Here is a 21,319-nt window from a genome sequence, read left to right on the forward strand (position 1 = left end):
TCATTTATTATATCCCTTTATAAAGTTTCTTCTTCTTTTTCCGTTTAAATTCTTTCGGAACATATTCATTTACTTTTTCCCCACGAAGGAGTATATCGGCTAGATTTTCTTTGACATACTCTCTTGATTCAAGATCTTGCAAGTTTTCTGAATTTGTTGAAATTGAGTTTTGATACTTTTTTTCAAGTGCAAGAATGTTCATTGCACAGCTTTCCTGAATTCCTTTTGCGCTGAATTCTTTTCCAAGACTGCTTCCATTGACAACTGACTGTGTTTTAAAGTCTATAAAAGTAATTCCATAAAGTTTTCCCTCACTGCTTTTTCTTAAAATAGTATGAATGGCTTCATCTTTGAGCCTTTCGGATAATCTCTCGATAGAAGTAATTCTTTCATCAAAAAAAGCCTGTCTCAAAGCATTTTTAATGTGGCTTTTGCCGTATTGTTTCTTTGTTTCGTTTACCCTGAATTTTTCCCCTGCTGGCGCGAGCGTCTCGCTCGTGAACACAAAGAGAATCAAAAACAAAAAAGCCATTCCGAACGGAGTGGCTTTAATTTTTATAATATTTTCTGATTATTAATTTAAGATATTTCTTATATTTATTTAAAAAAAATCAGTGAGTAGAAAATACAAGTTTGGAGAAAAATCTGGAGCCTATTTTATAAGTTTTGCAACAGTTTACTGGATAGATGTTTTACAAGAGAAGAATATTTTGGAACTATTACAGAATCATTAGATTACTGCAGAAAAAACAAAGGAATGGAGATTTACGGTTATTGTATTATGCCAAGCCATATTCATTTAATATTTAGATCTGAAGATGGAGATCCATCAGGTCTAATAAGAGACTTTAAAGGTTTTACATCAAGAAAGATGATTAAATCTATTGAATAAAATCCACAAGAAAGCAGAAAAGAATGGATGCTTTGGCTGTTTAAAAAGGCTGGAAAGAAAAACAGCAATGTCAAATTCAGACAATTTTGGCAGCAAAATAATAAGCCTGTCGAAATTTGGTCACTAAAAGTTTTTGAACAAAAGTTAAACTATATTCATAATAATCCTATCGAAACTGGTTTTGTAAATAATCCTGTAGACTGGAAATACAGTTCAGCGAGAAATTACGCCGATAATGATCACACTATTTTAGAAATGGATTTGAATTAATTTTTTTTGTGTTCACGTGCGAGACGCTCGCGCTAGCGGGGGCAAAGTCAGTCCCAAAAGCTTTCGGGATTGCGCAACGTTGCGAATAAGACTTTGCGGAGACACGGGGTTTTTCTTGAATTTTTCAGAATAAAGACAACAAAATTCATTAATACAAATTGTTATAAACAAAAAAAGCTCCAGATTTCTCTGAAGCTTTCCTTAGTAGCGGGAACAGGACTCGAACCTGTGACCTTCGGGTTATGAGCCCGACGAGCTGCCTACTGCTCTATCCCGCGATGTTTCGGGTGCAAAGATACACACTAAATACGGTTATGCAAACAATTTTAGTACTTTATTTTTTATATTTTTTGAGAGTACCGTTTTTCCTAGATTTTAAAATCCAGCAATTCTTGGTAAACATTCTCCTTTAAGCCTAGTAATAAGCCGAATGCAGGTTCTGTTTTGATGCCTTTCTCTTTGAGTTTGATAATTTCCAGTCGGAAGTTTTTATCTTTAGAACGTAGGATTTTATCTTCAATAATCATGTGTCTATAACCGTTTTGAAGTTCAGTTGGCGTGTTTTGTCCGAAGATTTCTATTTCAAAAACGTCAATAAAGAAGTTTGCAACAACCGATTCCTGATTATCAATTACAAGTTCTCTGATTCCGAAATGAGTTTCTTTCTCAAAATGCTGTTTAACTCTTTCAATAAAATCAAGTTTGTTTTCCCAATGACAAACAATATCCAGATCACTGTTTCTGATGTCAATGTTTATTGGAATAGTGCCGACTAAAATCGGATCAAAATCAACCAATTTTTCTAAAACTTTGTGTTTCGTTAAAACTTCAAAAGCCAATTGTTGTTTTTGATTTCCTGTTTTTAGGTACTCTATATTCTTGAAATCAGTCATTTTTTAATCCTTATATTTTTTTTCTTTGGCAATTTCCTGCTCTAATCTTTTGTTGATGTTGACTTTGGCATTTGCAAAAACAAAAATAGTCGTTCCGTATTCTCTTGCATATTTATTGGTAATCTGACCGCCTATAAAAGCCTTCTCAAAAAACGGACTCGTTGTTTTAAATTCATCACTGTTCTCTTCAAATTCTTTAACACGAATTAAGTTTTTGTAATAGAGATTCAAATCAAACCAATTCACGTAATCGGCATTGAAAGAAACGGCTTTAATTCCTTTTTTGGTATAATAATTTATTGCTCCCGCCTGACCGTAATTGTCGCAAAGCACTAAAGTATTTTCTGTCTTCGGAAACAAAGCATAAATAGAATCGGTTTTGCGGGCAAGTTCTTTCCAGCCCAGCATATCGGCAAAATCTTGAGATAAGTCGTGTTCTTTTCCATCTTCCCAACGGTGTGTTTCTAATTTTTCGGCAACCAATTGTTCCGGACTTCTATTTGGAAAAGCCATGAAATACATCGGAATAAAAAACAATAACGGAAGCGCAATAAATACAGGTTTTAAAAAGCGTTTCCATCCGTTTTGTAAAATGTCTGAAAGAAATACTGACCCAAATGCAATGTATATTGGATACAAACCAATAGCATAATATGATTTTGCTTTGAAGTACAAAAAGATAAGTAAAGTGAAAATGATTGAGCTGAAAAATAGCCTGTATTTCTCAAATGGTTTGTAAAATAACAACGCATACAAAGAAGCCAGAATAACAAAAAAACTTCCAATAAAAAATAGAACCTGTTCTTTTAAAAATCCTGCTCGTTCTACATTTACTAACTGCGTTTCTGCCAATTCTTTCATATGGTGCACAATTGGAAAGTGATTTCGATATTGCCATAAAAGATTGGGAAGTATAAAAAGAAATCCCATAATCAATGCAAAATAAAGTTCTTTTTTAACTAATATTTTTCTCTGATTCGAAAGTATAATAGCAGGAATTAAGCCTAGTAGTAAAAACAGGATATTGTATTTATTAAGAAAGCCAAATGCAAAAACAAAAGCGCCTAAATAAAGCCAGTTGTTTTTTTCTGAAGTGATGTATTGAATCAGGATATAATAGAATAAAGTCCAGCATAAAACATCAAGTGAGTTTGGCTGATACAACATATTGAGACGCAACAAAGAAGAAAAAACAATGCCCAATGCGCCAAGAATCAGAGCATAAAGATTTCCTTTTAAAAGCTCGATAGTTTTCCAGACAACCAAAAGCGTCAAAGCACCAAAAAGGGCAGGGAAGAATTTAATCCAAAAAACCGAATTACCCAACAATAAAATGAGACACGAAAACCAGGAAGTTACTGGCGGAACCGATAAATAGCCCCAAGCCAAATGATTTGCCTGATCCAAATGCAGGTATTCGTCACGCTGTAAATCATATTCGGGACTAATTAAGACATATTGTAAAACAAATTTTAGAAGTATAAACCCAATTAAAATCAGTGTTTTTTTATTCATGAAGTTTTTGGTTTTAAGTGTAAGTGGTTTGGTTTTAGTTAAAAGGTATCACGAATATAAAATTTATTTTGATTGAAAGGCTGAATCTGAGTTTGTTATTTGAAAACCGGCAGAATTTCTTCAAGAAATTATTCGGCATTTAGGCTATGTGCATTTATGCAAGTGAAACGCCATTTAACGTAAAGTAAATTCTATATTTCTATGTGTTTAAATATAAAACAAAAAAGCTCCAGATTGCTCTGAAGCTTTTGTTGAATTTTATTCCTCTGTTGCCGTTTCAAATTCCATGTGGTCGACAATCTCAACCTCCGGCTTGTCTGGTTTTGAAGCTTTCAGGGCATTAAATCTTTCCAGCATTTCAGTTTCGCCTTCTTCTCCGCTAAAATAAGGGAAAACATCCATAATTGGTGTTTCTGAAATAGATGGAATAGAATATTCACCCATCGTACTTTTCATTATGTGAAGTGTGTTATCATAAGCTTCGCGAACATCGTTTGCCTGAACAAGCATATACATACTCGTTTTTCTTTCCTTGCCACTTTCTTCATCATAAGCAATTAATGTAATTTTAGACTTGAACCATCTGTCAGCATTTTCAAAAGGATGAATTTCGGCATAATTGGCTACTTTAATGGCTGTGATTTTAAATTCTTCACTAGTATAAGCGGCCATTTCTTCGGTCATTCTTTTTTCTGCTTCTGTATAAGACAAAGCATCGACCAAATAAGGTTCGGTTAAAACTTTTTGTCCTCCGGTTTCATCTGTTTTTCTATATTTTACTTTGCATTCGTACCAAATTGCGCTCATTTTCTTCTAAATTTTAAGGATGCCAAAGATAAATCATACTGCAAAATAAATAGGTAAATCTCGAAATAGATATTCACAATTTATGCTCATTTTTGGTAACGTTTTGAAATTCTGAAAGTTATGTTTTTTGCGCCAAAAAAGCTTTGTAATCTTTATCATTCTTTTGAAATTTTCAGAAAAGATAAAAATAAATTATGATGTAATTATTTGTAAGTCAGTATTTTAATTGTTGTTTTTTTAAAATGATAAAAAAAAACAATTTAGCTCAAAACCAAATGGTCAATTTGAACGTAAGTGTGGGAGATAGTGGTCGGGAATGAGGTAAATTCGAATGATAATTAGTTTTTGGAACATACTGAATCTTACCGCATTTCTGGCTACTATTTTTTTATGAATTTTAAGAATACTACATGACAGGAAAATTAAACGTTCAAAGATTAAAAGAGACTTTAGATTACTTGCAAAGCAAACAGCGTGAGTTGGAAAGACAAGGTGAAAATGATACGAGAAGTATCGAGTCTATGATTAAATATCTCAAAAAAGATATGCTGGATCAATACAATTTGGAAGATCATCATTTATCTATCAAAAGGGAAATCAAAGACACCGAAACTTTTATTCAAAATGTCAAAAGTATTATTGACGTCAACTCTTAAACTTTATTCTATCGAAAGAAAACTACTTTTATTCCAGTTTATATTTTTCGTTTTTACAATCCAAAATTAGTTTGTGATTGAGGAAAAGTTTATTGCCAATCATTCCCTGCATTCCGGAACGTTTCATTAGAAATTTCTGAAGATTTGAAGTGCCTTCAATATAAGTGACTTCAGAAAGATTTAAGGCCAAATTCCCAAACTGTATTTTCTTTTTCGCAGAAGCGGAATAAACATCTAGTGTATTGCCCCAAGAATTTCCTTTCTCGGTTTTTATCAGACTATTTTTGATTTTATATTTTTCCCAGATTTCCTTTTGTGTAATCAATTCATAACCGCTTGTTCCTGTATCATACAATAGTTTTAAATCTTCATTCTCAATTTTTGAAGGAATCAATATTTTGCGTTTTTTGAATTCAAAAGCGGTAAAATCTTTTTCCTTTATTTGCTCAAGAAAAGAACATTTATTGTTTTTAAAATCTAAAACCGTGATTCGTTTTTCCAGTAAATCGGTTCCAATTGTTCCAATGATATTTTCCGCATCTGGATTGTCAAAATTGATTACACTTCCATAATTTAAAAGCTGAAAAAGAGCCGAATTAATCTTCATATTTCCAATCGTAAAACCTGTCGAAATCTGTTTTTTTACAGAGTCAGTTTTTATTCTATTCGGAAATTTTTTGGAGATTGATTCTAATGATTTTTTATAAAAAACAGTAATGGGCGAACCGGAATCAAACTGCATATAAAAGGTTTTATCAATTCCGTCAATTTGTACCGGAATCAGTAAAGCTTCATGCTGATTTTCATTACTTGAAATCCATTTTATCGGAATGTTTTCTGCAATTCCTGAAACGTTCAGATAATTCTCTGTTGGTGTGAATTTCTTTTGGAAATAAAAATATCCTCCCAATAAGGATAAAACGATAATCGTTAAAATAATAAGGGTAATTTTCTTCAATAATTTCATAACTGATTTTTTTTTGCAACATTCGGATTTAGCTTCCGATTTTCGCGCAAAATCAATACGACATTTTTACGTCAGTTTTATGACTTTGGTTATAAGAAGTTGTGTTTTAGTTTGATAGCTAATGTTTGATTTTGATTCAAACTAATGCCATTCAGAACAACAATTACCAATTTCAAGCCCATAATTGTACTTAACGGAATAAGAAAAAGAGGGAATTTTATCAAAAAAGCGTTTTGAATAAACGGACTTAAGATTAATAAAAAGGAAAGGATGAGACTTAGAAAAATTTGAATGGTAATAATCTGTTTCCCCAGTTCACGGTTTTTATGATCTTTGGTTTTATAAGTTAAAATTAAAGGAAAAATGATACTTCCAAACGGAATAATAAGCCCTGTTAAAGCCGAAAGATTGATGATTTTGGCTCTTTCAACTTCGCTTTTTTCATTTTTATTTTTGATGAGGTTTTCTGGTTCTGTTTCCAGAGACTGAGCAAGAGTTTTGAGTGTAAATCCTTTTAGAATACTTCCGGCTTCGATTCTCTGAATTGTTCTTAACGAAAGTCCCGATTTTTCGGCCAGTTCATTTTGAGTCATATTTTGGGTTTCTCTCAAAATTTTTACGTTGTTCTTCATTTGTTAGGATTGGCAGTTTGATGACGAAAATATAAAAAAGTTTTTTAAGGTTGCGTTTTAAATTATTTCACGCAGATTCTTCAGATTTAGGCAGATTTAATTATAATAATTAGTTGGGAGTAATTATTTTTAAACACATAGAAAGATAGTTATGGAATAGCTGAAAGGCATTTCATTTGCATCAATACATATAGCAAACTATGTGTTAGAAACTAGTTTCTTTTTGTCTCCTTTTTAGAGTAACGGATAACTATGTTTCTATGTGTTTAATTTTTTTCTATTAATTAGATGGGTTTATGATAATCTGCTTTTATCTGCTAAAATCTTTTTAAATCTGCGTGAAACTCTTTTAAATATTTTTCAGGCAATATTTAGCAGAATACAATCTTTATAAATAGCATCTTAAAAGTTAAAGTTTAATAAAAATTAAGCCTTTTTCTTTAACAAAATGATTAACTTGTTATAGAATAATGATTCACCTATATTAAATATTCTAAAAAATACCACTATGCGCGTATCAGTAGTTCGAAAAAACATAAAATTCACACCAGATTCCAGAAGAGTTGTCGCCCGATATTTTATGAATGGGCACGAAAGAACCCAGCAAATGGTACTTCGGATCATGATGCTCGACGAAAAACAAGTATCACAGACTTTAGAACAAACACTTCGTGAGTTCGCTAGACGTCATCGAAATATTTCTGCCGTTTTCTTTAAACATTGCGAAAGAATAAGACCTATAATAGAGGAAATGAAAATTGATTATGAAGGCATGTCTCTTGATCGTAAAATGCTAATTGGTTCTTATTGCACCATGGAATATGCCATCGAATCGGCGGCGATTTTTAATCCTTCGATTGTAGAAGATTTTGATCAGACTGGATTGGAAGCTGGCGAAAAACGTGTCGTAATTTCGTTCAGAGCTACGGGCGAAGGACATATTTCGTCAATTGTTTTTAGAAGAGGAATTCTCGATAGAAACAATGATCTGCATATCATGAAAATCGGAAATCATATTGATAAGGCCGAAATCGAACATAAGACCTTATTTAATAAAGAACGATTTTTAACGAAATTGGCAGAAATGCATACTACAGATAAGTATATTGAACAAATTATGCATGATCTTCCAGTGGAATTTGAGTTTGCAGTATTAAAAAATCTGCTTACTGAAGCGCTGAGCGATCCAGCTATCAGAGAGGAAAGAAAAACAGCTTTACAGGAAATATTATGGCTGGCCAATTCATTTTACGATTTACAATTCAAACACGATTCGGATATTACAGAGCGTGTTATTTTTCCAATTTCAGATTCTGAAAGCCGTGGAATAGAAGACGCGCGTTTTGTTCGTTTTGTAGATGATGACGATTCTGTTCGTATCATGGCAACTTATACGGCTTATAACGGACATACAATTTTACCGAAATTAATTTCTACCGAAGATTTTTATAGTTTTAGAGTAATGCCCCTTCATGGAGAAGGAGCGCAGAACAAAAATCTGGCTTTGTTTCCAAGAAAGATTAAAGGGAAATATGCCATGTTGGCCCGAATAGATGGTGTAAACAATTACATTATGTATTCTGACAGAGCAACACAATGGAATACACCGGTTTTGTTGCAAGAGCCTCGTTTTACGTGGGAATTAACGCAAATCGGGAATTGCGGATCACCGCTTTGGACAGAAGAAGGTTGGTTGGTAATTACGCATGGAGTAGGAACAATGCGACGTTATTGCATTGGTGCCTCTTTATTTGATTTGGAAGATCCGTCCAAAGAAATAGGAAGACTTACAGAACCTTTACTGGCTCCATTGGAAGATGAACGTGAAGGTTATGTGCCCAACGTAGTGTATTCCTGCGGCGCGATAATTCACAATAATAGTTTGATTTTGCCTTATGCCGTTTCGGATTATTGTTCAACTTACGGAGTTGTTGATTTGGCTGAATTGCTGGATGCGCTTCGAAAAAGTAAATAAACAAGCTTTTAGGAATAAAAAAACATTTTAAACACATAGAAACATAGATTAGGATTGTGTCGAAAAAGAGATTGGAAGAAACTAGTTTCCACATATAGCTAAACTATGTGTATCTAAATTAGTGAAATGCCTTTTTTTAATTTTCAATCCCGATAGCTATCGGGAATTTTTCTAGGTGTTTAAAATAAATATGACTATCCACTAAGAATTCACTAAAGCATATTGTGACGCGGATAAAACGGATTTACTTCGTAAAGACGCGGATTAAAACAGATTTACTATTTATTTGTATTAGATAGATGAAAAAAATCCGTTTTAATCCGCGTCTTCGCGTTAGCGAATCGGTATCATCCGCGTCTGATTATATAGATTTTTATGAAGATCAATAAATAATCATTTTCTGCTTTTTAAATCAGGAATCTTTTCGGTCAGATTCTTCCAATATCTTTTAGGCATGTGTTGAATGTGTAGCTTCGTGTTTTTACGAGATTCTATATTGACACTTTTGAAATAATTACGCCATAAACGCTGAAAGAATTCTTCGTTTTCATCGCATATTTCAGCCAGGAATTTAGAGGAAGAAGAGTTGGCATCGAACTGTATTTCGACTGTTGATACATTTTCGAGATCATAGTAAATGCCGTATTTTCGTTTGGCGTCATAAATCAGCCAGCGCTGGTCGGCGTAGCGATTTTTAAAATGATTTTCTATCAGAGGCAATACATTGCAATCTGGTTCTACAATGGCATAATACAAGTTGTCTTTTGTCAGTTTGAAACGGACAAAAGCTTTCATTCTGTGACTTTCTTTACCTGTTAAATGCGTTGCTTTTTGCACATTTAAAACAGTAGTATTGCTGAAATCCTGTTCGATATTAATTGGACTTGCCAACACATATTGTACATATCGAAACAGGGTTTCTTCAATCTGATTCATTTCAGATAAAAAAGCATAATACAAATTTGAAAATCCGCTGTTGGAAAGGTGTTTTTGAAGACCATTCAAAACACGATCGGCTTTTGAATGATCCGTATTTACAAAATGTTTATTGGAAAAAAGCAAGGCACTTGAAGTTTCGTCTTTCGCGAAAGCAACATCTTTGAATTTGTATTCATAGATTTCAAAAACAGCTGTAAGCCATCCTTCATAACTTCCGTCGTAAATTATCTGTGTCATTTTGATTAAAATAAAGCCAGCTGATTGGAAAAATTATTTTGGTATTTGCTCTTTTGAAAATTCAGAATATGCTCTTTTATTTGGGCAGAAGTAAGGTCTTTTTGAAGCTGAAAAGGAGAAGCAAAAGCTAGAAAATATTTGGAACGACTGTATGCAATTCCTAACTTTTGTAAATCGGTAGCCTGTAATTTTTTAAACTTTCTGGCCGCAACAATTTTTTTAGCGCTCAAAACTCCGATTCCCGGAATACGCAGAATCAGTTCTAGATCGGCAGTATTAATATCAACAGGAAACTGATTTAGATTTCGTAATGCCCATCCTAATTTTGGGTCGATATCCAAATCCAGATTAGGCTGGTCAAAACCAACAATTTCGTTGACGTTAAATCCGTAAAAACGCATTAACCAATCGGCCTGATACAAACGATTTTCCCGAATCATGGGAACCGGAGTTCCAATTGCAGGCAATCTGTCGTCATAACTTATGGGAACATAACCAGAATAATAAACCCGTTTCATCTGCATAGTGTCGTAGAAATAATTGGCCATTCCCAGAATTTCAAGATCATTTTCCTGCGTGGCGCCAATCACCATTTGTGTGCTTTGTCCGGCAGGAGCAAATAGCGGTGCTTTGTAGTTGGATTTCTTTTCTTCTTTATAACCGACAATTTCATTTTTAAGATATTCCATTGGTTGAATCACATCTTTGTGATTTTTGTCTGGCGCAAGTAGTTTTAGGCTTTTTTCTGTGGGCATTTCTACATTTACGCTCAAACGATCGGCATATAATCCGGCTTCTTTTAAAAGTTCTTCACTCGCACCTGGAATGGCTTTTAAATGAATATAGCCATTGAAGTTTTCTTCCAGTCGTAGTTTTTTTACAATTCGAACCAGACGCTCCATAGTGAAATCGGCATTGTCAAAAATACCCGAACTCAAAAACAATCCTTCGATATAATTTCTTCGGTAAAAACCTATGGTAAGATCTACGACTTCCTGAACCGTAAAAGCGGCACGTTTGATGTCGTTGCTTTTTCGGCTCACACAATACGCACAGTCAAAAATACAGTGATTGGTCAGTAAAATTTTTAGGAGCGAAACACATCGTCCGTCTTCTGTGTAAGCGTGACAAATTCCGTTTCCAGTGTCGCCCAAACCTTTGTCTTTGTTCTTTCGGGTGCTTTGACTGGAAGAACAGGAAACATCATATTTGGCCGCATCCGCCAAGATTGCCAATTTCTCCATTACCCTTTCGTGTACCATTTTGCTCTTAATTTTTTGTTTTGGAAATGAAAATTCATTCCCTCAAAACTACTCAATTGATCAAAAAATGACTGGAAAACAGCTGTTCCAAATTGTACCAAATTTGAATCAGTCCCAAATTAGAGTTTTAAAACTTTAACTTTTCCAGATTCAAAAACAGGTATAAATACGTGTTTTCAGGTTTTGCAAACTTTTTATATTGCGCCTCAGTAAGAAAAAAAATCGGTTATCCCCCTTAACAATTGATTTTTATCTGTAAAAAGACTTACTAGTATTAGCGAATATTTATAAACCGAATAGCTAAAACGATGAAATTTGTAAAAGGACAAGATGTCTCCTACACAGCATTGAGTGGGAGGTCTTATGAGGCAAAAGTGATAGAAAGAAAAATGGATTTCAAAAAAGGGCTGATAATAAAATCTACTTCCAAACCAATAGATTTTCATTATCTGATTGAAATTCAAAAAAATGGCACAACAGAAAATATTCTGTGTGCCGAGAATCATCTACAATTATTAGAAAAGAACAAACGACGGGTAAAGAAAGCTGCTTAAAAGTGCTGTCGTTTGCATCAACACAAATTAAACCAATTAACACGAATTCAGATTAGTGAAATTAGTGTTGAAATCAATCTGCTTTTTTTTTGCACAATGCAACTTAAAAATGTGAATTTATAAAGGCTTTGGGAGGTTATGTAACGGGCGGAATCTTTGATCATGTTTTGAAAGTAGTGGTAAAAGATCCTGAAACATTTAATGATTTTATTCGAAAATTATCTAATATTCCGAATATTAGTAAAGTGCAGAGTTCTTTTGTGATGAGTTATATTAAGCAGTCTACTAAATTGCATTTTTAGGAGAAGTAAATTTAGAATTTAAATAGTTCAGTAAAATCTATCTGTAATGCGTTACATACTTTTTCTAAAGTTGAAAGCGTTGCATTGACATTTCCTTTTTCCAATCGAGACATATTACTTTTTTCAAAGTTACATTTTGATGCTAAATCTTGCTGAGAAAGATTTTTCTGAATTCTAATTTCCTGAATTCGTTTTCCGACTTTTTGTTGTATGGTATTGTTCAAAATAAATTATCTTTTATGATAATTCAAATTTTGTTATATATTTGCCTTACTTGGTTATCATTTATGATAACTGTAAAAAATAATCTTATGGAAATGAATGAAGTGAAAAAGCTAGACGAGATAAAAAAGCTGTCCGGATTATATTTAAATACACTAAAACCAAAAGATGGAAAGTCTCCTAGTGCAGAAATCAAGATGTTGAATTATTCAGAGCTTGGCAGTGTTATTACCAACATGCTAAGGCTTTGTATTTTGGCACTCGAACAAGATTACGGTAAAAACAAAATGATTGATGTTGGATTAATTTTGGAACAAGCGTTACATCTATTTCCAACAGATGAAATGGAGTTGCTGGATTTGGTTCAGGAAATGTTGGTTCAAGGAGCATAAAAAAGAGGTCGTCTCGAAGGAATAGCTTTTTTGACAAGGAAAAATATTAATAAAAAATATTTCATCAGGAAAAGCTCCAGCGGAGCTAAATATTTATAGAAATTTAATTACGTTAATGTAAAAGAGCTCCAGCGGAGCGAAACATATGGGTATTGTAAAAAAGATGTCGCTCCGCTGGAGCTTTATTATCGACAATAATACTATTTCTATAAATATTTCGCTTTTCCAAAGCGTTTTTTTTTGTCTAATACTTTTCAGAAAATCTCTTGCCTTGTAGAATAGTTTGAATTGTTTTTAAAGCTGTTTCATTACTAAGAAGTGTTTTTACTTTTTCAAAGTATTTTCGCCAATATTATAAACTAATCAAAACTATCTATTTTGTTGTTTTTAGTGTTAATTAGGAAAAATAAACTTTTTTTAATGCTTGTTTTTCGAATCTTGATGTTTTGAATATTAGATTATGTATTTAATAAAAAAAGCTCCAGATTTCTCTGAAGCTTTGATGATTTGTAAAAGCAATACTTTTTAGAAATTAGTATTAATTTTTTTAGAACGTTCTGCAATATAAGAGATCAGCCAAGTTACCTGTCCTTCTTTCACGAAATAGACTTTCTTGGTCGCTAAATTTGGAATACTTTCCAGACAAGCAATTAAAATGTTGTTTGCCGAAATAAGATATTTTTGATCGTACGTGTTTAAAACTCTCGCGACTTCCTTATTCGTTTTTGCAAGGTTGGTAAACTTACCGAAGTTATTTTTTAAGATTGCATCGTAATCTACAGCATCTTGTAATGTCAAAGGAATGTAATGGTCTTTAACATTTTCATCATAATAAAGAGTAGAAAAAGCCCAAACTGCTCCGCCAGATAAATACAATTTATCTTTTTTCATTAAAAGCGGATTTGCTGCAAATAACTCTTGTGTTTTCTTGCGTAAGATGGTGTTATAGTCAAACGATTTTTCCTGATAAGCAGACATATCATTTGCTTGGCTTTTGTTTACTACTGTTTTTTCTACAGCATCGGTAAGCGTCATCGTTCCAAAACTAAGTTCTAAAGGAATAAACTCTAATTTATTATCTTTAAGTTCGTCAATATAACCGCCTTTAGTAGTTTGAGCACCAATATCCAAAAGGAATGCATTAGCATAATCAACAGGAGGAATTGCGCCTTTGACCAATGTTTTTGCTTCTTCGTTAACATCAAGAATTTCAAGTTCTTTGTTGGTAAGAGTAGCGATTTTATTTTTTAAAACATCAACATTAGTGGCAGAAGCAAAAACTGGAGCGGCAACGATAAAGATGTTTTCATCCAGCATTTTGTAATCGGTTCTGATTTTTTTCAACTGATCGACCACTGTAATACTTGTTTTACTGATGTCTTCTGGAGTAAGTTGTCCGTTAGCACCAATGTGATCTGCAAAAGGGATTCTTTCGGTCCAGAAAGAAAGGATTTTGTAATCGGCTTTTTTTATGTTACTTACATCAATAACAGAAACTTTGATGGCTCTTCTTCCGATTTCAATTCCAGCGTAAATACTTTTTTGAGCAAATGAATTAAGAGTGAAAAATAAATTGAAGAGAATAAAAAATAGAACTTGGGGTTTGTTTTTTTTAATCATTGTGTTGAATTAGTAATTGTAATATAATTTGTTTTTAAAAAATTGTAAAGTCTTTCTGTGGTATTTATGTGAAAGTCATAATTTTGTATTGAAAATATTAGGTTTCATTACAGGATTGCAAATTTATAAAAAACATTTACTAATGAAAAGCCAGTTAGTAAGAAAACAATGTTAAGTTTTGCAATTATAGAAAGGCATTTAACAAAGCATAAATTCAAAGTGCTTTATGATCTTTAATTTAGATTTTATTTCTATGCAGTTTTTAATTTTTTCAATTAGAAATACCTAAAACAACATGAAAAAACTGAAATATAATATAATATCCCAAAAATTTATTGCAGCAGATAAAGACATTCCTTTTATTAGAACCAATAGTAAAAGTAGCAAAGAATATAACGTCTTTATTGAAGTGTTTGATACAGATTATATAAAGTCATTTTTTAAAACATTTGATGTATCTAATCTATATGCAATCCTAATTTTGGATTTAGAACATATTTTTACTGATGCTAATTTGAGTTTTGTTTCAAAATTCAAGATTTATGATAAGAATATTGCGATTGTAAAAGTAGAGTCTGATTTTTTTGCAACCCTAAACTATAATAATAGAAATGAATTGGAGAAGCCATTTTTCTTTCGGTCAAATAATCTAGAAGAATTGAATTTGGACAAGACTTTAAGTAAATCGTTGTATCAAAGAGAAATTATTTTAGGAAATTTCAAGAAACAGGTTTTGACAATTGATGCTTTGAAATTAGTAGCCAATAAACAAATCGATACCGTTGTAGAATTCTATATTAATAGAACCGAAGCTTTCTTAGAAGATATTTTAAAATTGAAACCAAATGTTTTGGATGTAAATGAAGATTATATTTCTAAAATTGAAATCAGTTTAAGATAAAAAAAGCTCCAGGTTTCCCTGAAGCTGATTTTATGGTGAAACTTAAAAGTGATAAAAGTTTTCTATTTCTCTACTCTTTTGAAATCCAAATCCTGAAAATCGAAACTAAAATCCATGTTTGGAGAAATACCTTTCATTTTAATAGATTGTGCTTTACCTGTTTCGTCCAGTGAAAATAGAACAAGAGCATCACAATTCATGGCTTGATATCCCCATTTTACTGCAAATGTATTGGCATTATAAAAAGCCATTGGTCCATTTAGTTTTGGAGAACGAAGACATTTGATCCACAATTGTTTGTCTTTTAAAAACACTTCTGCTTTTCCAAACCAAGGGTCTTCATAAATGCCAATATAATCTTCAGTTTTTATTTTAGTATTTTTTGCAGAAGCGACTTTTTTCCAGACATTTTTGGTTACATCGTCGCTTTCCGTTTTATCTTCATCCAACCATTGGGCTACTTTATCTGTCCAGCCAAAATCATCCATACCCAAATAACTGTCCTCGATAGTATTGGATACTGCTGTAAAAAGACCGCCACCACCATTTTCAGTATTCGTTAGAATAACAATTCCTAAGTTTAAATCAGGAAATAGCGTTACTTTCGATAACATTCCTGGTAGACCGCCTGTATGTTCTACCTTAAGATTTCCTTTTGCATCCGATAAAAACCATCCTAAACCATAACCATTAAAATGAGAATTGTATCTCGGATCAGCATCTACCGGCATAATAGTATGCAGACGCCACATTTCTTCGTGATTTTTTAAAGAGAACAAAGACGATTTTTGATCTTCGTCATATTTGCCTTTATTTAATCGAACAATCATCCATTTTGCCATGTCGGCAACGTTGGAGTAAATACCTCCTGCAGCACTTGCTATTCCAATATCATAAGCTTCGATTGTTTTGATGGTTCCAGATACCGAAGAATGCGGAACGGCAAGATTTGTTTTGTTTTTCAGCAGACTTCCAACAAAGGTATGATTCATTTGCAAAGGAGTTATAATTCTTTGTTGTACAAATTGCTCATAAGGCATTCCGCTGACTTTTGCGATTATTTCCCCAGCAATTATGTAAAGTAGATTATCATAGTCAAATTTTGTTCTAAAGGCAGAAACAGGCTTGAAATGCTGAAAACTTTTTGTCACATCTTGTATTGTAAAATTAGATCCGTCGGGAAAAAACATCAAATCGCCAACACCTAATCCAAGTCCGCTGCGATGTGTTACTAAATCCTGAATGTTAAAATTCTCTGTAACATAATCGTTATACATTTTAAATTCAGGCAGATAATTTTTAACCTTATCGGTCCATTTCAATTTACCTTCGTCTTCTAAAATCGATAAAGCAGCTGTTGTAAAAGCTTTACTATTGGATGCAATTTGAAAATTGGTGTATTCGTCTACTGCTTTTTTGGTTTCGATAGAATTAACTCCGTAACCTTTAGAGTGAATTATTTTTCCGTCTTTAACCACCGCAATTGATGCTCCGGCGACTTTAAATCTTTGCAGCGTATTTAGCATTAAAGAATCAATTTTTGCAGTTGATAATTGAGCAAATGATGCCGAAGAGGCTAAACAAATAAAAAGTAATAAAGCGAAACGAATTCTCATTTTTTTCATATTAATTTCATTTTTGGACTTATCTAAAAACAATTCAAAAGGGTATCAATGTTTTTAAATTATAAGCTGATAGGGTATTTAGTGATGACGAATATAAGAAATATCTTTAATCGAAATATTGATTCAAGCAATTACAAGTAAGTAAAAGCATAAGGAATGTGTATTTCTCTAAAGTTTTTACTTAGTATTGGTAACATCCAAATATTTGACCAGTTTGTAGAAGATTACGATTTCATTTTTTGCATAATTTCAAAAAGCTTTTGATAAAATAACCAGAATCTAAATCTGAAAGAATAATATTTCATTATTTTCGTTTAAAAATCAATCATCAATCAATCATCAATCAAATCAATCAAAATGAAAAAACAAATTTTTCTTTATTTTACAGCTTTACTTTTTACAAGTACCATCTCAGGACAAGAGATAAAAGATTTCTTTTCGACCCTTGTTAAAAATAATCTTTTTAACGGCAGTGTTTTAATTTCTAAATCGGGAGAAACTGTTTTTTCTGATTTTTATGGATATGCTAATATCGAGAAGAAAGAAAAAATCAATGAAAAGTCTCAATTTACAATTGCATCAGTATCAAAAACGTTTACAGCGACAGCAATACTGCAGCTTAAACAAAAAGGAAAACTGAATATTGATGATCTTGTCCAAAAATATCTTCAGGATTTTCCTTATCCCAATGTTAGTATTAGACATCTGCTGAGCCATACTTCTGGAGTAAGTCACTACTATCGTCTGTTTGATAATGCAATAAAAGAAAATCCAGAGAAAACTTTTTCTAATGAAGATATTATACCCGCGTTAATTGAAAATAAAGTACCGCTTTCATTTGCTCCGGGAGACAAATGGGAATATAATAATGTTAATTACTGCCTTGCAGCTTTGATAGTAGAAAAAATAACAGGAATTAGTTTTAGAGATTATTTGAAAAAAAATATTTTCGTTCCTGCTAAAATGAAAGATTCATTTCTTCCTAAGGATAGAAGGCTTAAAGGACCAAATCAGGTAGAATTGTATGCTTATCCAAACTTTTATTCAACCCATCTAGTCAATGTTCAAACCTTAAAAGAAACTTTTTTAATAGATGAGAAAAGCAATTTTAATGGGCCTGGAGGCATTGTAAGTACAGCTCTAGATTTACAGAAGTATCAAAAAGCATTATTTAGTTATCAGCTTTTAGGCAAGAAAGAATTAGAAGAAGCGCTGACACCGGCAAAACTTAATGATGGAAAAATGGCTTCTTTTCGAATGGATGAAAAAGAGATTGTCTATGGTTTAGGCTGGGCAATGTACACTAATGATGCTAATGAAAAAATAGTTTTTCACGATGGTCTCAATACTGGGCTTACATCAATTTTGATGCATAATATTACTAGAAACAACACTGTTATTTTGCTGTCCAATACAGCAAGTCCAGTCTTTGTTACAGCCAATGAAGTTTTGAAATTAATTGATCATAAGCCTTATAAAATGCCTTTGCAAAATCTTTCTAGAATCTATGGCAGTCTGCTTGAAAGCGGGGATAAAGAAAAGGCAAATCAGTTAATTGAAGGATATTTAAAAAAGCCAGACACGTACGAAGCATCAGAAAGAGATTTTAATAGATTGGGATATCAATTTCTTAGACTTCAAAAAACAGACAATTCTTTACTGACATTTGCTTCGGCAACATTACTTTTTCCGAACAGTTCAAATATATATGATAGCTATGGAGAGGCATTGCTCCAAAGCGGTAAAAAAGAGGACGCGATTAAAATGTACCAAAAATCGGTTGAATTAAATCCAGATAATGAAAATGGTAAAAAAGTATTGAAAGAATTGCTGTAATTACCAGATGTAAAAGTTTTAATCAAGGTTTAGAAAACAAAAAAAGCTTCAGATTTCTCTGAAGCTTTTTTGTTAGTAGCGGGAACAGGACTCGAACCTGTGACCTTCGGGTTATGAGCCCGACGAGCTGCCTACTGCTCTATCCCGCGATGTTTCGGGTGCAAAGATACGCCGATTTTTTAGAAATGCAACGAAAACTTTAAAAAATGTTTTATTTCCTGTATTGACTTGATATGATTACCTTTGCAGACTAAAATATTATGCAAATGTCACATAAAGCAGGTTTTGTAAACATTATCGGAAATCCAAATGTTGGAAAATCAACATTGATGAATGCTTTCGTTGGAGAGCGATTGTCAATTATTACATCAAAAGCACAAACTACTCGTCATAGAATTCTTGGAATCGTAAACGGAGAAGACTTTCAGTTGGTATTGTCTGATACTCCTGGAATCATCAAACCAGCCTACGAAATGCAGGAATCGATGATGAACTTTGTAAAATCGGCTTTTGAAGATGCTGATATTTTAATCTACATGGTCGAAATAGGCGAGCAGGATCTTAAAGATGAAGATTTCTTTAAGAAAATCATTCATGCTAAAATCCCTGTTTTATTACTTTTAAATAAAATCGATAATTCGAACCAGGAACAGTTAGAGCAACAAGTTACTTTTTGGAAAGAAAAAGTGCCGAATGCAGAAATTTTCCCAATCTCAGCTTTACAGAACTTTAATGTTCCAGAAGTTTTTGGAAGAATTATCGAATTATTGCCAGAATCTCCGGCTTATTATCCAAAAGACCAATTAACAGACAAACCAGAGCGTTTCTTTGTTAACGAGACAATTCGTGAGAAAATCTTATTGAATTATAGTAAAGAGATTCCGTATGCGGTGGAAATCGTAACAGAAGAATTTCATGAAACCGACAATATTATCAGAATCCGTTCGGTAATTATGGTGGAGCGCGACACTCAAAAAGGAATCATTATCGGGCATAAAGGTGCGGCTTTGAAAAAAGTAGGGACCGATGCTCGTGCTGATTTAGAGAAATTCTTCGGAAAACAAATTCACATTGAGCTTTACGTAAAAGTGAACAAAAACTGGAGAAGTAATGCGAATATGCTGAAAAGATTCGGATATAATCAGTAAAAAGAATTTTCAGTCGCAGTTTACGGTCTCAGTCTTAAAACTGTAACTAAATTGTAAACTAGAATATATCAATAAATAGTTGCTAAAAAAGTAGTACGTCTTTGGTTTAGGGCCACGTTTTTACCAGTTTTTTTAACTGAATTCTTAAAACTGTGACTGCAAACTAAAAAAGACTACCTTTGCAAAAAATTTAAATAAAGCATTTTGGATTACAAGTGATTAGGTTTTTAGGAAGCTAAGAATCTGAAATCTAAAGTCTAAAATCTAAAATTCAAAAAAATGAGTAATAACATTGTTGCGATAGTAGGAAGACCTAATGTGGGGAAATCAACCCTTTTCAATAGGCTGATACAAAGAAGAGAAGCTATTGTAGATTCAGTATCTGGGGTTACCCGTGATAGAAACTATGGTAAAAGCGAGTGGAACGGAAAAGAGTTTTCTGTCATTGATACAGGTGGATACGTTCGAGGGTCTGATGACGTTTTTGAAGGTGAAATTCGTAAACAGGTAGAACTTGCTATCGACGAAGCCGATGTTATTATTTTTGTGGTTGATGTTGAAGAAGGAATTACGCCAATGGATGAAACTGTTGCGAAATTACTTCGTAAAGTAACAAAACCAGTTTTATTGGCCGTAAATAAGGTAGATAATGCCATGCGTGAAAAAGATGCAGTGGAGTTTTACAACCTTGGTTTAGGCGATTATTACACTTTTGCAAGTATTTCTGGAAGCGGAACAGGGGATTTATTAGATGCTTTAATTGAAGCTTTCCCAGAAAAACCGGAAGTTGAGGTTAAAGAAGATTTGCCTCGTTTTGCTGTTGTAGGACGTCCAAATGCAGGGAAATCTAGTTTTATCAATGCTTTGATTGGTAAAGACCGTTATATTGTAACCGACATTGCAGGTACAACTCGTGATGCTATTGATACTAAATTTGACCGTTTTGGTTTCGAATTCAACTTGGTTGATACCGCTGGTATTCGTCGTAAAGCAAAAGTAAAAGAAGATTTAGAGTTTTATTCTGTAATGCGTTCTGTACGTGCTATCGAACATGCAGATATCTGTATTTTGGTAATCGACGCGACTCGAGGATTTGAAGGTCAAGATCAAAGTATTTTCTGGCTAGCAGAGAAAAACCGTAAAGGTGTTGTAATCTTAGTAAACAAATGGGATTTAGTAGAAAAAGACACTATGTCAACTCGTGATTACGAAGAGAAAATCAAAAAAGAGTTAATGCCTTTTACAGACGTGCCAATTTTATTTGTTTCGGCTTTAACGAAACAACGTTTATTGAAAGCACTTGAAGCTACAGTTCAGGTTTTTGAAAATAGAAAACAAAGAATTTCTACTTCAAAATTCAACGAATATATGTTGAAGGTAATTGAGGCTTATCCGCCGCCAGCAACAAAAGGAAAATATGTAAAAATTAAATATTGCATGCAATTGCCAACACCGACACCGCAATTTGTGTTTTTTGCTAATTTACCGCAATATGTAAAAGAACCTTATAAACGATATCTGGAAAATAAAATTAGAGAGAAATGGGATTTTGCAGGAGTTCCAATCGATATTTATATTAGAGAAAAATAAAAAAAATGAGTCCCCGAATAGGGGACTTTTTCATGTTTGGTGACTACATAATTACAGGATTAATTTTTTATTGGCATTATATTT

Annotated in this window: 20 protein-coding genes, 2 tRNA genes and 1 pseudogene; 10 read left to right on the forward strand and 13 right to left on the reverse strand. The window is 32.9% G+C overall.

Translation table 11 applies throughout. The features are described from left to right. Positions 1–7: 7 nt before the first annotated feature. Complete coding sequence (locus tag BM289_RS09285) at positions 8–532, reverse strand: hypothetical protein (protein WP_208610244.1); 525 nt, start codon at positions 530–532, stop codon at positions 8–10. 82 nt (positions 533–614) lie between these two features. On the opposite strand from BM289_RS09285, the pseudogene BM289_RS25570 reads away from it, so the two are divergent. Next, positions 615–1,162: pseudogene (locus tag BM289_RS25570) on the forward strand (REP-associated tyrosine transposase). A gap of 205 nt (positions 1,163–1,367) precedes the next feature. Here the strand turns inward: BM289_RS25570 and BM289_RS09300 are convergent. The 4 genes from BM289_RS09300 to BM289_RS09315 form a co-directional block, all read right to left on the reverse strand. After that, positions 1,368–1,440: transfer RNA gene (locus tag BM289_RS09300), tRNA-Met, on the reverse strand. Between the two features lie 90 nt (positions 1,441–1,530). After that, positions 1,531–2,055 (reverse strand): DUF4269 domain-containing protein, encoded by a 525-nt coding sequence (locus BM289_RS09305; RefSeq protein WP_091492672.1) that lies wholly within the window; start codon positions 2,053–2,055, stop codon positions 1,531–1,533. A gap of 3 nt (positions 2,056–2,058) precedes the next feature. Continuing rightward, the gene (locus BM289_RS09310) at positions 2,059–3,570 is read right to left on the reverse strand and encodes a glycosyltransferase family 39 protein (RefSeq protein WP_091492673.1); all 1,512 of its coding nucleotides are present in this window, start codon (positions 3,568–3,570) and stop codon (positions 2,059–2,061) included. Positions 3,571–3,828: 258 nt separating this feature from the next. Continuing rightward, positions 3,829–4,377, reverse strand: coding sequence for a DUF4494 domain-containing protein (locus BM289_RS09315; RefSeq protein ID WP_091492674.1), 549 nt, complete (start codon positions 4,375–4,377; stop codon positions 3,829–3,831). 410 nt (positions 4,378–4,787) lie between these two features. Between BM289_RS09315 and BM289_RS09320 the strand changes: the two genes are divergently transcribed. Beyond that, positions 4,788–5,033 carry a hypothetical protein gene (locus tag BM289_RS09320; protein WP_091492676.1) on the forward strand — a complete coding sequence of 82 codons (246 nt, stop codon included), beginning with the start codon at positions 4,788–4,790 and terminating at the stop codon, positions 5,031–5,033. Positions 5,034–5,061: 28 nt separating this feature from the next. On the opposite strand, the gene BM289_RS09325 is transcribed toward BM289_RS09320, so the two are convergent. Together BM289_RS09325 and BM289_RS09330 are read right to left on the reverse strand one after the other, a co-directional pair. Beyond that, positions 5,062–6,000, reverse strand: a complete 939-nt coding sequence (locus tag BM289_RS09325) for a hypothetical protein (protein ID WP_091492677.1) — start codon at positions 5,998–6,000, stop codon at positions 5,062–5,064. Between the two features lie 89 nt (positions 6,001–6,089). Then, positions 6,090–6,632 (reverse strand): helix-turn-helix domain-containing protein, encoded by a 543-nt coding sequence (locus tag BM289_RS09330; RefSeq protein WP_091492679.1) that lies wholly within the window; start codon positions 6,630–6,632, stop codon positions 6,090–6,092. 508 nt (positions 6,633–7,140) lie between these two features. On the opposite strand from BM289_RS09330, the gene BM289_RS09335 reads away from it, so the two are divergent. After that, a complete protein-coding gene (locus BM289_RS09335) occupies positions 7,141–8,607 on the forward strand; it encodes a glycoside hydrolase family 130 protein (protein ID WP_091492680.1) in 1,467 nt (488 codons plus the stop codon). Positions 8,608–9,000: 393 nt separating this feature from the next. Here BM289_RS09335 and BM289_RS09340 read toward each other — a convergent pair whose 3' ends face one another. Continuing rightward, positions 9,001–9,783, reverse strand: a complete 783-nt coding sequence (locus BM289_RS09340; protein ID WP_091492682.1) for a TIGR03915 family putative DNA repair protein — start codon at positions 9,781–9,783, stop codon at positions 9,001–9,003. Between the two features lie 5 nt (positions 9,784–9,788). Continuing rightward, positions 9,789–11,045, reverse strand: coding sequence for a putative DNA modification/repair radical SAM protein (locus BM289_RS09345; RefSeq protein ID WP_091492684.1), 1,257 nt, complete (start codon positions 11,043–11,045; stop codon positions 9,789–9,791). Between the two features lie 308 nt (positions 11,046–11,353). On the opposite strand from BM289_RS09345, the gene BM289_RS09350 reads away from it, so the two are divergent. Continuing rightward, a complete protein-coding gene (locus BM289_RS09350; protein ID WP_091492686.1) occupies positions 11,354–11,599 on the forward strand; it encodes a hypothetical protein in 246 nt (81 codons plus the stop codon). A gap of 128 nt (positions 11,600–11,727) precedes the next feature. Next, positions 11,728–11,901, forward strand: coding sequence for an Lrp/AsnC ligand binding domain-containing protein (locus tag BM289_RS09355; RefSeq protein WP_167365408.1), 174 nt, complete (start codon positions 11,728–11,730; stop codon positions 11,899–11,901). Positions 11,902–11,912: 11 nt separating this feature from the next. Here BM289_RS09355 and BM289_RS09360 read toward each other — a convergent pair whose 3' ends face one another. Beyond that, positions 11,913–12,125 (reverse strand): helix-turn-helix domain-containing protein, encoded by a 213-nt coding sequence (locus BM289_RS09360; protein WP_091492688.1) that lies wholly within the window; start codon positions 12,123–12,125, stop codon positions 11,913–11,915. 87 nt (positions 12,126–12,212) lie between these two features. Between BM289_RS09360 and BM289_RS09365 the strand changes: the two genes are divergently transcribed. After that, positions 12,213–12,515 carry a hypothetical protein gene (locus BM289_RS09365; RefSeq protein WP_091492867.1) on the forward strand — a complete coding sequence of 101 codons (303 nt, stop codon included), beginning with the start codon at positions 12,213–12,215 and terminating at the stop codon, positions 12,513–12,515. Positions 12,516–13,040: 525 nt separating this feature from the next. Here BM289_RS09365 and BM289_RS09370 read toward each other — a convergent pair. Next, a complete protein-coding gene (locus BM289_RS09370) occupies positions 13,041–14,135 on the reverse strand; it encodes a Ppx/GppA phosphatase family protein (protein WP_091492690.1) in 1,095 nt (364 codons plus the stop codon). A 295-nt stretch (positions 14,136–14,430) separates the two neighbouring features. Here BM289_RS09370 and BM289_RS09375 point away from each other — a divergent pair, with 295 nt between their 5' ends. Continuing rightward, positions 14,431–15,036 carry a hypothetical protein gene (locus BM289_RS09375; protein WP_091492691.1) on the forward strand — a complete coding sequence of 202 codons (606 nt, stop codon included), beginning with the start codon at positions 14,431–14,433 and terminating at the stop codon, positions 15,034–15,036. A gap of 62 nt (positions 15,037–15,098) precedes the next feature. On the opposite strand, the gene BM289_RS09380 is transcribed toward BM289_RS09375, so the two are convergent. After that, entirely contained in the window at positions 15,099–16,661 is a 1,563-nt protein-coding gene (locus BM289_RS09380) for a serine hydrolase (protein WP_167365409.1), read from the reverse strand. Positions 16,662–17,018: 357 nt separating this feature from the next. On the opposite strand from BM289_RS09380, the gene BM289_RS09385 reads away from it, so the two are divergent. After that, positions 17,019–18,497, forward strand: a complete 1,479-nt coding sequence (locus BM289_RS09385; RefSeq protein ID WP_091492693.1) for a serine hydrolase domain-containing protein — start codon at positions 17,019–17,021, stop codon at positions 18,495–18,497. Between the two features lie 76 nt (positions 18,498–18,573). Here the strand turns inward: BM289_RS09385 and BM289_RS09390 are convergent. After that, positions 18,574–18,646 (reverse strand) — tRNA-Met (locus BM289_RS09390). A 117-nt stretch (positions 18,647–18,763) separates the two neighbouring features. Between BM289_RS09390 and era the strand changes: the two genes are divergently transcribed. Together era and der are read left to right on the forward strand one after the other, a co-directional pair. Then, a complete protein-coding gene (era, locus tag BM289_RS09395) occupies positions 18,764–19,645 on the forward strand; it encodes a GTPase Era (RefSeq protein WP_091492870.1) in 882 nt (293 codons plus the stop codon). A 279-nt stretch (positions 19,646–19,924) separates the two neighbouring features. Beyond that, positions 19,925–21,235, forward strand: coding sequence for a ribosome biogenesis GTPase Der (gene der / locus BM289_RS09400; RefSeq protein ID WP_091492694.1), 1,311 nt, complete (start codon positions 19,925–19,927; stop codon positions 21,233–21,235). The last annotated feature ends 84 nt before the right edge of the window (positions 21,236–21,319 follow it).

The organism is Flavobacterium phragmitis (assembly GCF_900112575.1).
Taxonomy (GTDB): Bacteria; Bacteroidota; Bacteroidia; order Flavobacteriales; family Flavobacteriaceae; genus Flavobacterium; species Flavobacterium phragmitis.

Excerpts from the sequence above, each read along its gene's own strand:
- BM289_RS09305 (WP_091492672.1), bottom strand. The coding sequence starts at position 2,055 with ATGACTGATTTCAAGAATATAGAGTACCTAAAAACAGGAAATCAAAAA.
- BM289_RS09370 (WP_091492690.1), bottom strand. The coding sequence starts at position 14,135 with ATGATTAAAAAAAACAAACCCCAAGTTCTATTTTTTATTCTCTTCAAT.
- BM289_RS09285 (WP_208610244.1), bottom strand. The coding sequence starts at position 532 with ATGGCTTTTTTGTTTTTGATTCTCTTTGTGTTCACGAGCGAGACGCTC.
- era (WP_091492870.1), top strand. The coding sequence starts at position 18,764 with ATGTCACATAAAGCAGGTTTTGTAAACATTATCGGAAATCCAAATGTT.
- BM289_RS09375 (WP_091492691.1), top strand. The coding sequence starts at position 14,431 with ATGAAAAAACTGAAATATAATATAATATCCCAAAAATTTATTGCAGCA.
- BM289_RS09310 (WP_091492673.1), bottom strand. The coding sequence starts at position 3,570 with ATGAATAAAAAAACACTGATTTTAATTGGGTTTATACTTCTAAAATTT.
- BM289_RS09320 (WP_091492676.1), top strand. The coding sequence starts at position 4,788 with ATGACAGGAAAATTAAACGTTCAAAGATTAAAAGAGACTTTAGATTAC.
- BM289_RS09315 (WP_091492674.1), bottom strand. The coding sequence starts at position 4,377 with ATGAGCGCAATTTGGTACGAATGCAAAGTAAAATATAGAAAAACAGAT.
- BM289_RS09350 (WP_091492686.1), top strand. The coding sequence starts at position 11,354 with ATGAAATTTGTAAAAGGACAAGATGTCTCCTACACAGCATTGAGTGGG.
- BM289_RS09365 (WP_091492867.1), top strand. The coding sequence starts at position 12,213 with ATGGAAATGAATGAAGTGAAAAAGCTAGACGAGATAAAAAAGCTGTCC.
- BM289_RS09380 (WP_167365409.1), bottom strand. The coding sequence starts at position 16,661 with ATGAAAAAAATGAGAATTCGTTTCGCTTTATTACTTTTTATTTGTTTA.
- BM289_RS09385 (WP_091492693.1), top strand. The coding sequence starts at position 17,019 with ATGAAAAAACAAATTTTTCTTTATTTTACAGCTTTACTTTTTACAAGT.
- BM289_RS09345 (WP_091492684.1), bottom strand. The coding sequence starts at position 11,045 with ATGGTACACGAAAGGGTAATGGAGAAATTGGCAATCTTGGCGGATGCG.
- BM289_RS09325 (WP_091492677.1), bottom strand. The coding sequence starts at position 6,000 with ATGAAATTATTGAAGAAAATTACCCTTATTATTTTAACGATTATCGTT.
- BM289_RS09340 (WP_091492682.1), bottom strand. The coding sequence starts at position 9,783 with ATGACACAGATAATTTACGACGGAAGTTATGAAGGATGGCTTACAGCT.
- BM289_RS09330 (WP_091492679.1), bottom strand. The coding sequence starts at position 6,632 with ATGAAGAACAACGTAAAAATTTTGAGAGAAACCCAAAATATGACTCAA.
- der (WP_091492694.1), top strand. The coding sequence starts at position 19,925 with ATGAGTAATAACATTGTTGCGATAGTAGGAAGACCTAATGTGGGGAAA.
- BM289_RS09335 (WP_091492680.1), top strand. The coding sequence starts at position 7,141 with ATGCGCGTATCAGTAGTTCGAAAAAACATAAAATTCACACCAGATTCC.